The organism is Mesorhizobium sp. M0870 (genome assembly GCF_040319775.1).
In the GTDB taxonomy this organism is placed as follows: Bacteria; Pseudomonadota; Alphaproteobacteria; order Rhizobiales; family Rhizobiaceae; genus Mesorhizobium.
This window is the reverse complement of record NZ_JAMYOI010000006.1, coordinates 1-16,730: the sequence shown is the minus strand read 5'-3', so window position 1 is coordinate 16,730 and position 16,730 is coordinate 1. Positions and strand designations below refer to the sequence as shown.

General features: G+C 63.5%; 14 protein-coding genes. 7 read left to right on the top strand and 7 right to left on the bottom strand.

The window, feature by feature from the left end; all coding sequences use genetic code 11:
• Positions 1-3: 3 nt before the first annotated feature.
• Positions 4-1,242, bottom strand: coding sequence for an ABC transporter substrate-binding protein (locus NKH97_RS09155; protein ID WP_023812491.1), 1,239 nt, complete (start codon positions 1,240-1,242; stop codon positions 4-6).
• Positions 1,243-1,644: 402 nt separating this feature from the next.
• Between NKH97_RS09155 and NKH97_RS09150 the strand changes: the two genes are divergently transcribed.
• A complete protein-coding gene (locus tag NKH97_RS09150; protein WP_023812490.1) occupies positions 1,645-2,700 on the top strand; it encodes a LacI family DNA-binding transcriptional regulator in 1,056 nt (351 codons plus the stop codon).
• A gap of 9 nt (positions 2,701-2,709) precedes the next feature.
• Here the strand turns inward: NKH97_RS09150 and gnd are convergent, their stop codons facing one another.
• The 6 genes from gnd to NKH97_RS09120 form a co-directional block, all read right to left on the bottom strand.
• Positions 2,710-4,137, bottom strand: coding sequence for an NADP-dependent phosphogluconate dehydrogenase (gnd, locus tag NKH97_RS09145; protein ID WP_023812489.1), 1,428 nt, complete (start codon positions 4,135-4,137; stop codon positions 2,710-2,712).
• Between the two features lie 234 nt (positions 4,138-4,371).
• Positions 4,372-6,012 (bottom strand): copper resistance CopC/CopD family protein, encoded by a 1,641-nt coding sequence (locus NKH97_RS09140; protein WP_023812488.1) that lies wholly within the window; start codon positions 6,010-6,012, stop codon positions 4,372-4,374.
• Between the two features lie 53 nt (positions 6,013-6,065).
• Entirely contained in the window at positions 6,066-6,584 is a 519-nt protein-coding gene (locus NKH97_RS09135) for a YcnI family copper-binding membrane protein (RefSeq protein WP_023812487.1), read from the bottom strand.
• A 30-nt stretch (positions 6,585-6,614) separates the two neighbouring features.
• Positions 6,615-7,154, bottom strand: a complete 540-nt coding sequence (locus NKH97_RS09130) for a copper chaperone PCu(A)C (RefSeq protein WP_023812486.1) — start codon at positions 7,152-7,154, stop codon at positions 6,615-6,617.
• Between the two features lie 97 nt (positions 7,155-7,251).
• On the bottom strand, positions 7,252-7,608 hold the full coding sequence (locus tag NKH97_RS09125; RefSeq protein WP_023812485.1) for a DUF2946 family protein: 357 nt from the start codon (positions 7,606-7,608) through the stop codon (positions 7,252-7,254).
• 196 nt (positions 7,609-7,804) lie between these two features.
• On the bottom strand, positions 7,805-8,707 hold the full coding sequence (locus NKH97_RS09120; protein WP_352774964.1) for a GntR family transcriptional regulator: 903 nt from the start codon (positions 8,705-8,707) through the stop codon (positions 7,805-7,807).
• A gap of 229 nt (positions 8,708-8,936) precedes the next feature.
• On the opposite strand from NKH97_RS09120, the gene NKH97_RS09115 reads away from it, so the two are divergent.
• The 6 genes from NKH97_RS09115 to NKH97_RS09090 all read left to right on the top strand — a co-directional run bounded on the left by NKH97_RS09115 (position 8,937) and on the right by NKH97_RS09090 (position 16,577).
• Entirely contained in the window at positions 8,937-10,442 is a 1,506-nt protein-coding gene (locus NKH97_RS09115; protein ID WP_352774966.1) for a UxaA family hydrolase, read from the top strand.
• Between the two features lie 61 nt (positions 10,443-10,503).
• A complete protein-coding gene (locus tag NKH97_RS09110) occupies positions 10,504-11,502 on the top strand; it encodes an aldo/keto reductase (RefSeq protein WP_023812482.1) in 999 nt (332 codons plus the stop codon).
• Between the two features lie 300 nt (positions 11,503-11,802).
• Positions 11,803-12,795 (top strand): ABC transporter substrate-binding protein, encoded by a 993-nt coding sequence (locus tag NKH97_RS09105; protein ID WP_023812481.1) that lies wholly within the window; start codon positions 11,803-11,805, stop codon positions 12,793-12,795.
• Positions 12,796-12,978: 183 nt separating this feature from the next.
• Positions 12,979-14,532 (top strand): sugar ABC transporter ATP-binding protein, encoded by a 1,554-nt coding sequence (locus NKH97_RS09100; RefSeq protein ID WP_352796272.1) that lies wholly within the window; start codon positions 12,979-12,981, stop codon positions 14,530-14,532.
• Positions 14,529-15,494, top strand: coding sequence for an ABC transporter permease (locus NKH97_RS09095; protein ID WP_023812479.1), 966 nt, complete (start codon positions 14,529-14,531; stop codon positions 15,492-15,494). Before NKH97_RS09100 ends, NKH97_RS09095 begins: the two co-directional genes overlap by 4 nt.
• A gap of 66 nt (positions 15,495-15,560) precedes the next feature.
• The gene (locus NKH97_RS09090) at positions 15,561-16,577 is read left to right on the top strand and encodes a zinc-binding alcohol dehydrogenase family protein (RefSeq protein WP_352796268.1); all 1,017 of its coding nucleotides are present in this window, start codon (positions 15,561-15,563) and stop codon (positions 16,575-16,577) included.
• The last annotated feature ends 153 nt before the right edge of the window (positions 16,578-16,730 follow it).

The window sequence follows — 16,730 nt, the reverse complement described above, 5'->3', positions numbered from 1 at the left end:
GCGTCAGTCCGCCGAAGCGATGAGGTCGGCGAAGCGCTTCTGCGCGTCTTCGATGGTCAGTTCCGGCTTGGCGAAGAATTCGGCGAAAAGGTCTTCCTTCTGTTTCTGGGTGTCCTGTGAAAGCAGTTGGTCCGTCCACGGCATGACGGCGCCCTTGGCAAGAATGGCGAGGCCCTTCTTCATGCAGTCGTTGGCCGCATTGAGATCGACGTCGCCGCGCACCGGCAGGGATCCCTTCTTTAGATTGAAGGCAACCTGCGTCTTGGGATCGAGCAGCGTCTCGGCCAGCACCTCCTGCGCCTTGCTCTTGTCGGCATCCTTGAGCAGCGGGAAATAGAAGGCGTCACCGCCCGTGGCTATGACCTCGTTCAGCCCAAGGCCCGGCAGGCAGGTATAATCCTTGCCGGCGGTCTTGCCGGCAACCTGGAACTCGCCCTGCGCCCAGTCGCCCATGATCTGGCCAGCGGCCTTGCCGGTGATGACCAGGTTGGTCGCCTGGTTCCAGTCCTGCACATTGGTGTTCTTCGCCATCTTGCGGGCATCGTCCGCGGCCTTGAAGACCTTGGCGACTTCGGGCCCGGCGGCGAACTTGGCATCCTTGTCCTTGTAGACCTTGAGGAATGTGTCCGTACCGCCCACAGCCGCAAGCAGGACGTCGAAGGCACCGGAGGATTGCCAGGCCTGACCGCCGACGGCGAGCGGGATGATGCCGGCCTTTTCCAGCGCCGGCGCTGCCGCCACGAATTCATTCCAGTCCTTCGGCAACGGCACGCCGGCCTTCGCGAAGGCTTCGTTGGACAGCCACAGCCACTGCCAGGAATGGATGTTGACGGGCACGCAGTAGATCTTGCCGTCGATGGTGCAGCCGTCGAGCAGGCTCTTCGGCCGGACGACATCAGTCCACTTGCCCTTGGTGGCGACGTCGGTGAGGTCGCGCATCAGGCCGGCCTGCACCAGTTCCTCCGCCTGCCGGCCATGGTTGAACTGCGTGGCGCCCATCGGATCGCCACCGGTGATGCGGCTGATCATGATTGGCCGCGCCGTGCCGCCGGAGCCGGCAATGGCGCCATCCACCCAGTGGTTGCCGGTTGCATCGAATGCCTTGGCAAGTTCCGCAACCGCCGCCGCCTCGCCGCCCGACGTCCACCAATGGGTGACTTCCAGGTCCGTCGCGGCCGCCTGGCCGGCAAACTGCAACGCGGCCGTCGCTGCCAGCGCAGCGGTCAAAAGTTTGTATCGCATTTCGGCTCCTCCCAGAATCTGAAACGTTACAGATTTTCGATACGGCAATTGCGCGGGCTGTGCAACCCATCAACGAAGCGCCCTCGATATTTTTTCGGACCGCGAACAAATTCGCATGAATGATCGCGCTTCCCATGCACTGCAGCATGGTTTGCTGCGGCGCAAACACCGAAATGCCGCCTGATACGGACAAAAGGCGGCGGCAGAGGCGATTTCTCCTGGAATCCCAATGCGTTTCGCAAAAGAACCATCCACCTCGTGGCGATGGACATGTAACTCGATATGGCAATCTGTAACGTTTCAGTATATTGAGCTTTGCCGGGGCTGGAACGCATATCGTACCGCTATGGCGGCGATTGCCGACATGGCTCGCGGCTGCTATGCGCCTGACGGGCGGGACGAATGGACAGACAGCGTACGGACAAGAACGGGGAGACCTCGGCACAGGGACGGCCGACGTTGAAGACGCTTGCCTTCATGACCGGGCTCGGCGTCACCACTGTGTCACGCGCCTTGAAGGATGCCCCGGAAATCGGCGCCGAAACCAGGCGTCGCGTCCAGCTCGTCGCCAAGCAGATCGGCTACCGGCCGAACCGCGCCGGCGTGCGTCTGCGCACCGGCAGGACCAATGTCATCAGCCTCGTGCTCAACACCGACCGCGAGATCATGAGCTTCGTCTCGGACATCATCTACGGCGTTTCGGAAGTGCTCGCCGAAACGCCCTATCACCTGATCGTCACGCCCTATTCCCGCTCGCAGGATCCGATGGAGCCGATCCGCTATCTCGTCGAGACCGGCTCGGCCGACGGAGTCATCATTTCGCGCACCCAACCGAACGATCCGCGCGCCCGCTACATGCTCGAGCACGGCATGCCCTTTGCCACGCATGGGCGCACCGACATGGGCCTCGTCCATCCCTACCATGACTTCGACAACCATGTTTTCGCGATGGAAGCCGTGCGCCGCCTGGCGAGCATGGGCAGGCACAAGCTGGCGCTTCTGTCGCCGCCGCCCGGGCTGACCTATTATGGCCACACGCTGAACGGCTTTGCCGATGCGCTAAGCGAGGTCGGAGCCAGCGAAATTCCGTTCAACACCGTTTCCATCGATCACACGATCGAGCAGATCAGGACCAGAACCGCGCAGGTGATGCGCCGCGAGAACAGGCCGGACGGCTTCGTCAGCAGCGCTGCCGCCGCGACACTGGCGATCGTCGCCGGCATCGAGGATGCCGGCCTCAAGCTTGGCCGCGACGTCGATGTCGTGTCCAAGCAGTCGTCGGACCTGTTGCACCTGTTCCGGCCGGAATTGCTCGTCGTCAACGAGAACTTCCGCCTGGCCGGCTCCGATCTCGCCCGCTCCGTGCTCGGCTGGATCGGCGGCGCCGCACCCGGCTCGTTGCAGCGCCTGGTCGCCACCAGCGAGGTTCGGGCGTTCAGCCCGCCGGTTTCCGTTTAGGCCCTTGGGCTAACCAGCCGCACCGCTTCCCCACGGCCCATGGAACGCGCCTTTGTCGTCGATACGCTCGAAGCCGTGCGCGCCGAAAAAGTCGCGCTGCGCCTGGATCAGGTTCGACGTGCCGCGGCCCTGGCGGTAGCTGTCGAAATAGGCAAGTGCGGAAGACAGCGCCGGAACCGGCGAGCCGGCCTCCGAAGCCCTCGCCACGATGCGCCGCAGCGACGGATGCGCTTCCTGCATCAGCGCAATGAAGGCCGGGGCCATCAGCAGGTTGGTCGAGGCGCCGCCCTTGCTGAAGGCCTCCGCCATGGTGTCGAGCATCTGCGAGCGGATGATGCAGCCGGCGCGCCAGATCCTGGCGATGGTCGGCATTGGCAGGTTCCAGTTGAATTCCTTGGAGGCGCCGCTCATCACCGCAAAACCTTGGGCGTAGGCGGCGATCTTGCCGGCGAACAGCGCCAGTTCCAGATCTTTCAGCAAGGCGTCCTTGTCACCGGAAATCTTCGTCACGCCGATGTTGCCATAGGCCTTTTCCGCCGCCAGCCGCTCGTCCTTGATCGACGATAGAACGCGCGCCGCCACCGCCGCCTCGATCGCGGTGGCCGGGATGCCGAGCTGCTGCGCCTCGATGACAGACCATTTGCCGGTGCCCTTCTGGCCGGCGCGATCAAGGATGATGTCGACCACCGGCTTGCCGGTCTTCGGATCGTCTGATGCCAGCACCTTGGCGGTGATCTCGATCAGGTAGGAATTGAGCCGGCCCTTGTTCCAGTTGGCGAACACCGTGCCGATCTCCTTCGGGTCCATGCCCAGGCCGTCGCGCAGGATGCCGTAGATCTCCGCGATCATCTGCATGTCGGCATATTCGATGCCGTTATGGATGGTCTTGACGAAATGTCCGGCGCCGTCGGTGCCGAGCCATGCCGCGCAGGGTTCGTCCTTGAACTTGGCGGAGATCGCCGTCAGCACCTTCTCGACGCGTTTCCATGAGTCCTCCGTGCCGCCGACCATGATCGACGGTCCGTGGCGCGCACCCTCCTCGCCGCCGGACACGCCCATGCCGATGAAGGTGAGACCCGAGCCGGAAAGCTCGGAGAAGCGCCGCATCGTGTCGCGGAAATTGGCGTTGCCGGCGTCGATGACGATGTCGTTGGCCGACAGCACGCCGCGCAGAGCCGCGATCTGTTCGTCGACCGGCTTGCCGGCCAGCACCATGATGATGATCGGGCGCGGCGGCCGGATCGCGGCGGCAAGCTCTTCCAGGCTGTAGCAGGGCACGACCATGTCCCTGAGCGCGCCGGCATTCTCGATGAAAGCGTCCGTGCGCGCCCTGGTGCGGTTGAAGACGGCGATGCGATGCCCGTGCTCGGCGATGTTGAGCGCCAGGTTGGAGCCCATCGTGCCAAGGCCGATCAGGCCGATTTCGGCTTTTTCCATCGTTTTTTTCCTGCCTTCGGATTTTGTTGAGATCGCGTTTTGCCGCGATGATTGACGGGCCTTTCGGGCTGCGTCAACCGCCCCGCCGAATTGTGTTGATGCCGCGGCGTGTGAGATTCAGGTCAGGCCGAGTCGAGAATGGTGGTTTCCGAGAACCGGAGCGGAGCGTACTTAAAGTACGTGAGCACCGGAAGCGCAGGAAGCCGCCGTTCGCAGGCCGGCATCACCTGAATATCACTCGGCGCGGATGTCGACGGGCGCCTCGATCTTCACCATCTCGAAGTCCGAGACCAGTATGTCGATGCGCACCGTCCACCGGCCGGCCACCGGGATGACGAGGTTGTCGACACGCCAACTGCCGTCGCCGGGCTTGGCCGCCGCGCGCTTCAAGGGCTCGATGCCCGAATCGGGTTTCGACAGCACAAGCGTCACCTCCTTGGCGTCGAGCGGGCCGAAATCGCCGCTCATGATGATCATCGAGGCGACGACCGGTCCGGCATGGCCCGGCGTGATGCTGAGATCGGCCATCGCTTTCAGCGCGTGGATATGGACCGACACCGGTTGCGCTGCCGCAATCGCGAGGGCTCGTGGCGGCGGCGTGAAGCGCCAGCCCGCGGCAACGCCGAAAATCGCCAACACGATCAACATCTCGACGCCGATCGAGCGGACCAGCCTGCGTTGAACTTCCGTCGATCCCGCCTCGGCCGATGCCGTGAGTTTCCAGCGGTTGACGGCGGCGAGCGTGAACAGAAAGACCAACAGCCCGAGTTTGATCAGCAGCAGCCTTCCATAGGCGGTGTCGACCAATGCCGCGGGTGTTTGCACCTGGATGACGGCAAGCACGATGCCGGCAGAGGCAAGCACGGCCACCACCGGCAGGATCGCCCAAGAAAACCGCCGCAGGAATGGCGTGGCCCCCGCCGATTGCCCCTTCAGCGCCAGCCCGAGTGGGACCAATGCGCCGGCCCACAACGCGATGCCTACGCCGTGCAGGAACACCATCGGCCGCGTCAGCCATTGCGGTTCGGCGGCACTGGCATGGCCGCTGGCGGCAAGGGCAACCCCCACCCCGGCCAGACCTGCCAGCGCAAGTGGTTTGGCGGTGGCGCGGGGGCCGGCCAGCGACAGCAGGCCAAGCCCCAGCGCAATCAGCGCGACCAGCACCGTCCAGCCGAAACTGGTGCCGAGTCCGGTCCGCCAGATAACCGCCTGTGCCAGATGGGAGAGCGGTGCCCCGAGCGCATCAAGCCCCTGCAAGCCGAGCGACAAGGGCGCCGCGACAAGTCCGCCCAGGATTGCGGCTGCAACGAAGCGCTGTCCGGCGCGGCCACCTTGGGACAGCCAGGCGAGGGCGAAAGCGCCGCCGACGCCGAGAAAAAGGCCGAGGTAGAGAAAAACCTTGCCGAGCCAGATCGCCGACCGCAACGGCCAGTCGACGGCTTCGGACACGGCGGGCGGCTCGCTGGGCGCGCCGATGGAAAACAGCAGCGATCCGCCGACGGGATGACCGTCTGCGGAGATGACGCGCCAGCTCAAGACATGCGTACCGGATTTGAGCGGTTGCGGATTGTCGATCTCGAGCGTCTGGTCGCTGAGCCGGAATGACGTCAGAGCAACCGGCGTGCCGTCGGGCTTCACCAAGGTCAGCACCAGCGGCGAGACCGGCTCACTGAAGGTCAGCGAGAACTGTGCCGGCCCCTGTTCCAGCACCGCGCCGTCGGCCGGATCGGTCTTGATCAGCGCGGCATGGGCAAAGGCCTGATCTGACACGGCAAGGCTGGCAAGAAACACGATCACGGCCAACAGGCCGGCGGCAAGCCGGCCGGCAGGTTTGCAGGCCATGGAAGCCGTTTGCAGGAGGGGGGTCGTGCTCATGTCACCGCCACGAAAAAGAGCGGCGCGCGCGAATTAGCGCGCCGCCTTGGAGATCATTTCTTCGGCAACAGCTTGATGCCGGGTGCCGGGTTTTCCAGCGCGTCCTCATCCTGGCCGGCTGCCGGGATTTCGATCCAGCGGTCGGCGGCCCCATCGCATTCCTGCACAACCGGGAAGTAAAGCTTCTGGCCGACAGGGAGATCCGCCGTCAGCGTCGCGCGGAAGACGAACTCGTCGTAGAATTCATCTGGCAGGCTGCCGCCGCTCCAGTCGACCTCCTTGACCCCGTCGGCAACCGCCTGACCATAGAGCTGGTAGGATTTGTCGTACTTGCCCTTCTTGGTCTGCAGCGTCCAGCCAGGCTTCGGCATCGGCTTCACCGCGATCACCCCTTCCGGAATCTGCACGCGCACGGCGATCGTCGCCTTGCCCTCGCAACCATGCGGCACGCGCAAAACGGCCTTGTAGGTCGACCCAACGGCCGCTTCCTGCGTTTCGAACGTGATATGCGCGAAGGCGGCACTGGTTCCGAGCACGAGAAGTACTGCGGCCGACAAAAGATACTTGTTCATGATGGTCCCTCAAATTTCAAACTGGCCGGGTCAATTGGCGTGATCGTCCATGGCGCCACCGCCCATGCCTTCGACAGCGAAATCGACGCTGACGGCGCCGGCCTTTTCGAAGGTCAGGACGGCTGAGAACTTTTCACCCTGTTTGGGTTGTCGCTTCAGGCCGATGAACATCAAATGATAGCCGCCAGGCGCAAGGGCTACCTTGCCGCCGGCCGGAATTTCCAGGCCACCGGCAACCGGACGCATGGTCATGACGCCGTCCTTGACGCCCATCTCATGCAGCTCGGCCTTTTCAGAGACATCGGAGGAAATCGACACCAGCCGGTCCGGCGCACTGCCGTTGTTGGTGATGGTGAAATAGCCGCCGGCGACCTTGGCGCCGGCCGGCGTGGCGCGCGACCAGGGGTGGCCGATCTCGAGATCGCCAACCTTGAACTCATGCGCGAGGACGGACTGGGCGCCTGTGAACAGCAGCGCAAGAGCCAGCACGGCAATGCCGACACGCTCTTCGATGCCGCGTAGAATGCCGCCGGGCATAAGACGCGCCGCGTCGGGGAAAAAATAGGACATGGTTGCTCCATGAAGTGAAGGTCGCGCCGTTGCCGGTCGCGAGCAGTTTGATCTTTGGATGGGTACGCCCACGAAAGGTTCCGCCGGGCAAACAGGCTCAGGCCGTCAGCGGCGGCGCGCGCGGGTTCGACGGCGAGCGCTCACGCGCAAAGTCGAGATGGATGGCCGCCGGAAAAACAAAGGCGACCGTTTTGAAGGAAAGGCTGCCCAGCGCCAGGCCAGCACCGGGCGGCGGCGCAAAGGCCGCCGAAACCATGCTGCAGCCGAGCACGCAGCATGCCGGAAGATGGGACGGCGGCTGGTTGTCGCCGGGAAGCTGGGTTGCGCCCTCATGGGTGCAGATGACGTTGCCGAAGGCGTCGAGCTGCGATGCATTGGGACCGGCGCCGAAGGCGAATGCACCAAGCGTCGACTGGAGCAACAGCAGATAGGCCGCGACAAGCGCGACCGGCATGCTCCATCGTCTCCTCGATACGCCCAAAGCCCTGCCTCTCGCAGCAACGAACCATATCTAGCACGGGGCTGGCGGGTGGAAAATCGCCAAATCGCCGCGGCGCCGACGCGGCAGGCTCAACGCATGCCGCCCAAAAGCGTATAGCGGTTTTGGGACAACGACATGCATGAAACAAGGCTCCAAGCCGCGATGCGGCTCAGGATTTTTGCAGCGACCGGCTCTCCGGGATCGAGGTCAGCAATGTCTGGCGCGCCGATTTCAGGTGCTTGCGGCAAGCGGCGTCGACCTTGCCGAGATCGCGTGATTTCAGCGCCTCTATGTAGACCAGATGCTCACCGATGGCGACTTCGTTGCGCTCGCGTTCCTGCGCCTTGTTCCACTGGTAATGATAGTGGAAGATCATGGCGATGACATCGTAGAAATCGACGATGAAGCGGTTGCGCGACGCCCGGTGGATCAGCCGGTGGAAGCGCTCGTCGAGTTCGGAGAACTCGGTGAAGCGGGTGGCGATGTCGTTTGCCAACTGGCGATGCTCGTCTTCCAGGCGGTCGAGATCGGTCCAGACCGCGCTGTCCTGCGGTAAAACGGCAAAGGCGGCCGCCGAGCGCAGTTCGAACATTTCGCGGATTTCGGTCAGCTCCAGCGCGAAGGCACGCGTAAAGCCCTTCAGCACCCAGTGACTGTTGCGGCGCTTCTCGATCAGGCCGAAGCGGGAGAAGCGGATCAGGAACTCGCGCACGCTGGTGGTGCCGACGCCGATCTCACGCGCCAGTTCGAGCTCGTTGATCTGCATGCCGGCTTCGGCGCCGCCGGCGAGCAACCGACGCATGAACGACCGTTCGATGATCTCGGCCAGCGTGTCGGTCTCTTCCTCGGGGAAGAAATCATCGGGACGCGTCTCGCGCAGCACCGTCTTGGCGCGCTTGTTCCAGGCGATCAGCCCAGTCTCTTCCATGCGCGCGAGAATGGTGCGCACCGTGGTACGGCTGACGCCAAGCAAGGTACCCAGTTCCGGCTCCGAAGGCAGGCTGCGCGTTTCGTCGAGCTGCCGCAGGCAGCGGTTGTAGGCATCCTTGTAGACGTTGTTGCTCTTCGACATCCCTGACCCGTTGCACGCCGTCGCTTGCGGCGGACGGTTTGAAGCGCAATATGACGTTCGCATGGCTCTGAGAAGCGAAATTGCTTCCCGGAACAACCCGGAGACATGCGGAACTCCCCAGTGAAAAAACCATTGACGCAAAACTGTTTTTTCACGATAAAAGACAATATCTCTAAACAGACGCGTGTCAATCCGTCCGCGCAACCCAGGATCACCCAGGAAACCGCCCGTGAACGCCTCCAACTGCATTCTTCTATCCCCCGCCGACAATGTCGCCGTCGCCAACGGCCGCATCGAGATCGGCACCGCGCTGCCGGGCGGTGCCGTCGCCAGTGTGTTGATCGAGCCCGGCCACAAGGTGGCGATCAAGCCGATCGCCGCCGGCGAGGCCGTGGTGAAATACGCCCAGGCGATCGGTCGCGCGACACAGGACATCGCGCCGGGCGAGCACGTGCATTCGCACAATCTGGTGTTCGAATCCGGCCGCTTGCCGGTCGTGCCGCCGAGCGAGGCCGAGCACGCGACGGAGGCCGACCGCACCCGCACCTTCATGGGCTATCGCCGCGCCGATGGCCGCGCCGGCACGCGCAACTTCATCGGCATCGTCGCCAGCGTCAATTGCTCGGCCACCGTCTGCCATTCCATCGCCGACACCGCCAACCGCACGCTTTTGCCGAAATATCCCGGCATCGACGGCTTCGTGCCGATCGTGCACGGCCAGGGCTGCGGCATGAGCGGCACCGGCGACGGCATGATGGTGCTGCACCGTACACTCGCCGGCTACGCCCGCCACCCGAATTTCGGCGGCGTGCTGATGGTCGGTCTCGGCTGCGAGGTCAACCAGCTCACCCTCTACGGCCAAAAGGGCGTCGCTGCCGGCAAGCGCCATTTCAACATCCAGGACGCCGGCGGATCGCGCAAATCGGTGGAAAAGGCGATGGGCGTGCTGGCCGAGATCGCCGAGGAAGTCGGCCAGCTGAAGCGTGAGCCGATCCCGGTCAGCGAGATCATCGTCGGCCTGCAATGCGGCGGCTCCGACGGCATGTCGGGCATCACAGCCAATCCGGCGCTGGGCGCGGCTGTCGACATCCTGGCCGGCGTCGGCGGCATCGGCATCCTCTCCGAGACGACGGAGATCTATGGCGCCGAACATCTGCTTGCCTACCGCGCGGCAACGCCGGAGATCGCGCAGAAGCTCGACGGCTTCGTGAAATGGTGGGAGGACCATGTCGCCAAGCACGGCGCCTCGATCGACAACAATCCCTCGCCCGGCAACAAGCGCGGCGGCCTCACCACCATCCTGGAGAAGTCGCTCGGCGCGGTCGCCAAGGGCGGCCAGACGCCGCTCAACGGCGTCTTCGGCTACGCCGAAAAAGTCACTGGCAGCGGCCTGGTGTTCATGGACACGCCCGGCTACGACCCGGTTTCGGCGACCGGCCAGGTGGCGGGCGGGGCCAACGTCATCGTCTTCACCACCGGCCGTGGCTCCTGCTTCGGCTGCCGTCCGACGCCGTCGATCAAGGTCGCCACCAACTCGACGATGTACCACCAGATGGAGGAGGACATGGACGTCAATTGCGGCGTCATCGCCTCGGGTGAAAAGACCATCGCCGGCATGGGCCGCGAGATCTTCGAACTGATCGTCGAAACGGCTTCCGGCCGCAAGACCAAGAGCGAGGACTTCGGCTACGGCGACAACGAGTTCGTGCCCTGGCATCTGGGCGCAACACTTTAGATTTTACTGATATAAAGTAGACTGCGCGCCGGCCAGTTGGCTGGCCACGGGGAGGTTGTGCATGGAAAGACGCCGCATCGGCCAGACAGCGCTGGAAGTCACCGAGGTCAGCTTTGGCGGCGCTGCACTTGGCGGCCTTTACCGCGCCTGTTCGCGCGAAGCGGCGATGGAGACGCTGCAGGGCGCCTGGGATGCCGGCCTGCGCTATTTCGACACCGCACCCTTTTACGGTTTCGGACTGTCGGAGCGCCGCTTCGGCGACTTCCTGCGCTACAAGCCGCGCGATTCCTATGTGCTGTCGACCAAGGTCGGCCGGCTGTTCCGCCCGGTGTCGGAGGATCAGGTTCCCGATCACTCCTATGTCGATCCGCTGCCCTTCGCGCTCGACTACGACTATTCCTATGACGGCATCATGCGGTCGGTCGAGTTCAGCTATGCGCGGCTTGGCCTAAACAGGATAGACATCCTGTTTGTCCACGACATCGGCGCCTACACCCATGGTGTCGAGAAGACCAAGCTGCACTTTCGCGACCTGATGGACGGCGGCCTCAAGGCACTCGAAGAGCTGAAACGGTCCGGCGTCATTTCCGCCTATGGGCTTGGCGTCAACGAGGTGCAGATCTGTCTGGACGTGATGCGCGAGGCGCCGCTCGACTGCATCCTGCTCGCCAGCCGCTATTCCTTGCTCGACCGCAGTGCCGAAGCGGAGTTGCTGCCCCTATGCCGGGCGCGGCAGACCTCCTTGGTCATTGGCGGCGTGTTCAACTCCGGCATCCTGGCGACCGGGCCGGTGCAAGGCGCACATTTCGACTACCGCCCTGCCAGCCATGACGTGCTCGACCGCGTCGGCGCAATGGAAAGGATCGCCGCCGAGGGTGGCTATCCGCTCGCCGCCGCCGCGTTCCAATTCCCCTTGCATGAACCTGCCGTCGCCACCGTGCTGACCGGCACCGCCAAGCTGGCGAACCTGACGCGTAACCTCCAACTGCTCGACATCGACGTGCCGGAGACGGAATACGCCAGATATCGTCCCCACACGCTGGTGCAGGAGCTGGCGTGAAACTTCATATTCTTGCGGTCACACGAAGGAATGGATATTCCATATTGACGAAATGGTGGAATTAATATTCCATACATTCCCAGAACGGAACGGAAGCGTGACGGCGTCAATGGGGAGCAGCGCGGTGGATTTGCTTCTGCCAGACCTCGCAAGGACTGATCAAACACCGCTTGCATCGATCTGTTCGATGCATTATCAAAACATGGCAATTGTTTTTTATTGATAAAGTTCTGTTTGGGCCACGCCTATCCGGACGGAGCTTCCGTAACGTTCACCGGGCGACTTTAGGGAGGAAACCTCATGAAATTCGCGACCAGCATTCTCAACCGCCGCGCCGTCATGGCGCTGGCAGCAGCTTCGATGCTCGCCGGCGTTATGCATTCGGCGCCGGTTTCGGCGGCGGACGTCACCATTCCGATCATCGTCAAGGACACCACGTCGTTCTACTGGCAGATCGTTCTGGCCGGCGCCCGCAAGGCTGGCAAGGATCTCGGCGTCAACGTGCCGGAACTCGGTGCCCAGGCTGAAACCGACGTCAACGGCCAGGTCTCGATCCTCGAGAACGCCGTTGCCAGCAACCCGGCGGCCATCGTCATTGCGCCGACCGAGTTCAAGGCGCTTGGCAAGCCGATCGATGAAGCCGCTGCCAAGGTCAAGGTCATCGGCATCGACTCCGGCGCCGACTCCAAGGCCTTCACCTCGTTCCTGACCACCGACAACGTCCAGGGCGGCCGCGTCGCTGCCGACGGCCTCGCAGCCGCCATCGGCGCCGCCAACGGCGGCAAGATCGAGGGCGACGTCGCCCTGATCACCAACGCACCGGGCGCCGGCTCGCTCGAACAGCGCAAGCAGGGCTTCACCGAACAGCTGGCCGCCAAATATCCGGGCCTCAAGCTGGTCGCCGATAAATACGCCGACGGCCAGGCCACCACCGGCCTCAACATCGCCACCGACCTGATCACCGCCAACCCGAACCTCAAGGGCATCTTCGCTTCCAACCTGATCATGGCGCAGGGCGTCGGCCAGGCTGTCGCGGAAAACAGCCTTGGCGGCAAACTGGCGCTGGTCGGTTTCGACAGCGACGAGAAGCTGATCAAGTTCCTCAACGACGGCGTCATTTCCGCCCTCGTCGTCCAGGATCCGTACCGGATGGGCTATGACGGCATCAAGACCGCACTCGCCGCCTCCAAAGGCGAGAAGGTCGAAGCCAATGTCGACACCGGCGCCAATCTGGTGACCAAGGACAACATGAAAGACCCCAAGATCGACGCGCTGCTCAATCCGAAGCTCTGAGCCGTCGCATCCGCAATCGTCTCCGGGGCACCTCGCCCCGGAGACACAAGCTGCCGCACAAACGGCTTGGCAATCCGCACGCCTGAGCTAGGCTGTTTTCGAGGCATATCCTTGCCTCGCCGCGTGCCAATCGTGAGGCCAGCCTGGGAAGCCAATCCGGGAGGCCAATCTGGGAGGATTGTCATGATTTCGACGGCGCAGGAACTGCATCCCACACCCGTTCTGGAACCGGGGCGGACCATCCTCGAATTGCGCGGGCTGGAGAAGCGCTATCCCGGCACCCACGCGCTGAAGCCGGTCGACCTCGCCTTCAAGTCCGGTGAGATCCACGCCATCGTCGGTGAGAACGGCGCCGGCAAATCCACGCTCATCAAGCTTCTGACCGGCGTCATGCCGCGCACCTCCGGAGAGATTGCCTGGGAGGGCCAGCCGGCCGCCCTGGCGACACCGCACGAGGCGATGGCGCTCGGCATCAATGCCGTGCACCAGGAAGTCGTGCTGTGCCGTCACCTGACGGTCGCCGCCAACATGTTCCTCGGCGAGGAGAATTCACGCTTCGGCATCCTGCAGCAGCGCGCCATGGTCAGGCAAGCACAGACGATCATCGACGACCTCGGCTTCGACCTGCCGGCGCATGTCACGCTTGGCGACCTGACCATCGGCCAGCAGCAGCTGATTGCCGCCGCCCGCGCCACCGTGCGCGGCACCAAATTCCTGATCTTCGACGAGCCGACCGCCTACCTCACCCGCAAGGAGGCCGACCAGCTTTTCACCCTAATCCGTCGGCTGAAGGGCGAAGGCGTGACGATCATCTACATCAGCCACCGCATGGAGGAAGTGTTCGAGCTCGCCGACCGTGTTTCCGTGCTGCGCGACGGCACGCTGGTCGGCACCCGCAACATCGCCGAGACCAACGATGCCGAGCTGGTCAAGATGATGATCAACCGCTCGATCGAGCAGGTATATCACAAGGAGCATTTCACGCCGGGCGCCGCCATTATCGAGGCGAGGAACCTGTCCGGCAAGGGCTTCGAAAATGTCTCGATGACGGTTCGCGCCGGCGAGATCGTCGGGCTTTATGGCCTGATCGGTGCCGGACGCAGCGAGTTCGTCACCACGCTTTACGGCCGCCACCGCAAATCCGCCGGCCAGATCCTCTGGGAAGGCAAGGAGGTGCAGGTCAATTCCGAGCATGACGCGATCAAGCTCGGCATGGCGCTGGCGCCGGAAAGCCGCCGCGACCAGGGCCTCTGCCTCAACCTGCCGGTCGGCTTCAACCTCAACCTGCCGATCTACAAGCGAATCTCGAACAATCTGCTGATTTCGAGCGCGCAGGAGAAGACGCAGGCCGATCGCCAGATCGCCGATCTGCGCATCAAGACACCGACGCGCGGCGCGCTGGCATCCAGCCTGTCGGGCGGCAACCAGCAGAAGATCGTCATCGGCAAATGGCTGGCGCACGGCGCCAAGCTGTTCATCTTCGACGAGCCGACGGTCGGCGTCGATGTCGGCACCAAGGCCGAGATCTACCGCCTGTTCGGCGCACTTTTGTCAAAGGGCGCCGGCATCATCCTGATCTCGTCCTATCTGCCGGAAGTCTATGAACTCGCCGACACGCTGCATGTGTTCCGGCGCGGCAAACTGGTGGCGACGCACGGTTTTCACGCCGCCAGCCACGAGGATATTCTTACTCAGGCGCTCGCCGAGAAACAAGAAAAGCTGGGAGGACAAATATGAGCACCGAGGCGATTGCCGTCGAAAAACCGAAGCGCAACTATAATGTCCTGTTTGGGCTGACGCTTTTGGCGCTGCTGGTTCTGCTCTGGATCCTTCTCTCCGTGGCGACGACGAGCTTCGCCTCCGCCAACAACATGGCCAATCTCTTGCGCCAGGGCTCGATGATCGCCATCATGGCGGTCGGCCAGACTTTCGTCATCATCACCGGCGGCATCGACCTGTCGGTCGGCGCCGTGGTCGGTTTCGCCACCGTGGTCGTGGCCATGATGATCAATGCCGGCTTCCCCATCTGGCTCGCCATTCTGGTGACGCTGCTGGTCGGTGTCGCCATCGGCATGTTCCACGGCTTCGGCATCGTCAAGATGGGCCTGCCGCCCTTCATCATCACGCTGGCAACGCTGACCTCGCTGCGCGGCATCGGCCTTTTGATGACCAACGGCAATTCGATCAACATCAACAGCGACACCTTCACCGCCTTCTCGCGCAATTCCTTCATCGGCATCCCCAACCTGTTCTGGATGGTGATCCTGGTCGGCATTCCGGCCTATATTTTCCTGCACCACAGCCGCTGGGGCCGATACCTGTTTTCGGTCGGCTCCAACGCCGAGGCCTCGCGCCTGTCCGGCGTCAATGTCCAGCGCACCATCTACATGGCCTACACGCTGTCGGGCCTGTGCGCCGCCTTTGTCGGCGTGCTGCTGGCGGCCCGCATCGGCATCGGCAACCCGACGCAGGCCGAGGGCTGGGAGCTGCAGGCGATCGCGTCTTCGGTCATCGGCGGCACCTCGCTGTTCGGCGCCGTCGGCTCGGTGCATGGGCCGCTGCTCGGCGCCTTCATCCTGGCCACCATCAACAACGGCGCCAACCTGCTCAACGTCAACTCGTTCTGGCAGCGCATCATCACTGGCGCGCTGATCATCATCATCGTCTACTTCGACGGCCTGCGCCGCCGCGGCAAGTAGCGATCCCGCAATCAACCGCCGGCCCGCCACACCAACGGGCCGGCGATTTCATGACTGGATTAGCGCATGAAAGCCGTCCTCTGCCGTTCGCCCGGCGATCTTGTCCTTGAAGACCGGCCCGCACCAGAGGCACCGCCTGCCGGCTGGGCGCTGGTGGCGGTCAGCCATGTCGGCATCTGCGGCACCGACTACCACATTTTCGAGGGCAAGCACCCGTTCCTCGCCTATCCCCGCATCATGGGCCATGAGGTGTCGGGAACGATCGTCGAGACCGGCGACGGCGTCGATCTTGCCGTTGGTGAGCCCGTGGTGATCAACCCCTATCTTTCCTGCGGCAAGTGCATCGCCTGCCGGCACGGCAAGCCCAATTGCTGCGTCAGGATCGAGGTCTTGGGCGTGCATCGAGACGGCGCCATGTGCGAACGGATTCTGGTGCCGGCGCAAAATCTCTATCCCGCCAACGGCCTTTCGCTGGCCGACGCCGCCGCAGTCGAGTTCCTGGCCATCGGCGCGCATGCAGTGCGGCGCGCCCGCGCCGACCCCGGCGCCCGCACGCTGGTCATCGGCGCTGGCCCGATCGGGCTCGGCACCGCCATCTTCGCCCGCATCGCCGGGCTCGACGTGACGCTGCTCGACATGAGCAGTGAAAGGCTCGCCTTCGCCGCAAATGAGCTTGGTTTCCAGACCCTCGACGGGTCGCGCGGCGCGGTGCCCGATCTGGTCAAGGGAGCGACATCAGGCGAAGGCTTCGATGTCGTCTTCGACGCCACCGGCAACACCCAATCGGTGCAGTCGGCTTTCGCCCATGTCGCGCATGGCGGAACGCTGGTGCTGGTCTCCGTCGTCAAGGACGACATCAGCTTTTCCGATCCGGAATTCCACAAGCGCGAGATGACGCTGATCGGCAGCCGCAACGCCTTGCGCGCCGACTTCGATCACGTCGCCGCCTCGATCCGCAACGGCACCGTTCCCTTGGCTAAGCTCGTCACCCACCGCACCACACTCGCCGGCACGCCGCATGATCTGGCTCGTTGGGCACACGAGAAATCCGGCCTGATCAAGGCTGTGATCGAGGTCGGATAGAGGCGCCTGTTCGACACGAATTCGGAGATCGTTGAGCGCCCAACTTGATAGATCTGATGCTTTGGCGACTAGAGCGTTTCATATTTTGACGGAAGCGTAGCCTGCGTTTTCGAAGTAGTTCTTGCATTCGGCTGCCTCGATGGTTTCGACGAG

Excerpts from the sequence above, each read along its gene's own strand:
- NKH97_RS09155 (WP_023812491.1), bottom strand. The coding sequence starts at position 1,242 with ATGCGATACAAACTTTTGACCGCTGCGCTGGCAGCGACGGCCGCGTTG.
- NKH97_RS09150 (WP_023812490.1), top strand. The coding sequence starts at position 1,645 with ATGGACAGACAGCGTACGGACAAGAACGGGGAGACCTCGGCACAGGGA.
- gnd (WP_023812489.1), bottom strand. The coding sequence starts at position 4,137 with ATGGAAAAAGCCGAAATCGGCCTGATCGGCCTTGGCACGATGGGCTCC.
- NKH97_RS09140 (WP_023812488.1), bottom strand. The coding sequence starts at position 6,012 with ATGAGCACGACCCCCCTCCTGCAAACGGCTTCCATGGCCTGCAAACCT.
- NKH97_RS09135 (WP_023812487.1), bottom strand. The coding sequence starts at position 6,584 with ATGAACAAGTATCTTTTGTCGGCCGCAGTACTTCTCGTGCTCGGAACC.
- NKH97_RS09130 (WP_023812486.1), bottom strand. The coding sequence starts at position 7,154 with ATGTCCTATTTTTTCCCCGACGCGGCGCGTCTTATGCCCGGCGGCATT.
- NKH97_RS09125 (WP_023812485.1), bottom strand. The coding sequence starts at position 7,608 with ATGCCGGTCGCGCTTGTCGCGGCCTATCTGCTGTTGCTCCAGTCGACG.
- NKH97_RS09120 (WP_352774964.1), bottom strand. The coding sequence starts at position 8,707 with ATGTCGAAGAGCAACAACGTCTACAAGGATGCCTACAACCGCTGCCTG.
- NKH97_RS09110 (WP_023812482.1), top strand. The coding sequence starts at position 10,504 with ATGGAAAGACGCCGCATCGGCCAGACAGCGCTGGAAGTCACCGAGGTC.
- NKH97_RS09105 (WP_023812481.1), top strand. The coding sequence starts at position 11,803 with ATGAAATTCGCGACCAGCATTCTCAACCGCCGCGCCGTCATGGCGCTG.
- NKH97_RS09100 (WP_352796272.1), top strand. The coding sequence starts at position 12,979 with ATGATTTCGACGGCGCAGGAACTGCATCCCACACCCGTTCTGGAACCG.
- NKH97_RS09095 (WP_023812479.1), top strand. The coding sequence starts at position 14,529 with ATGAGCACCGAGGCGATTGCCGTCGAAAAACCGAAGCGCAACTATAAT.
- NKH97_RS09090 (WP_352796268.1), top strand. The coding sequence starts at position 15,561 with ATGAAAGCCGTCCTCTGCCGTTCGCCCGGCGATCTTGTCCTTGAAGAC.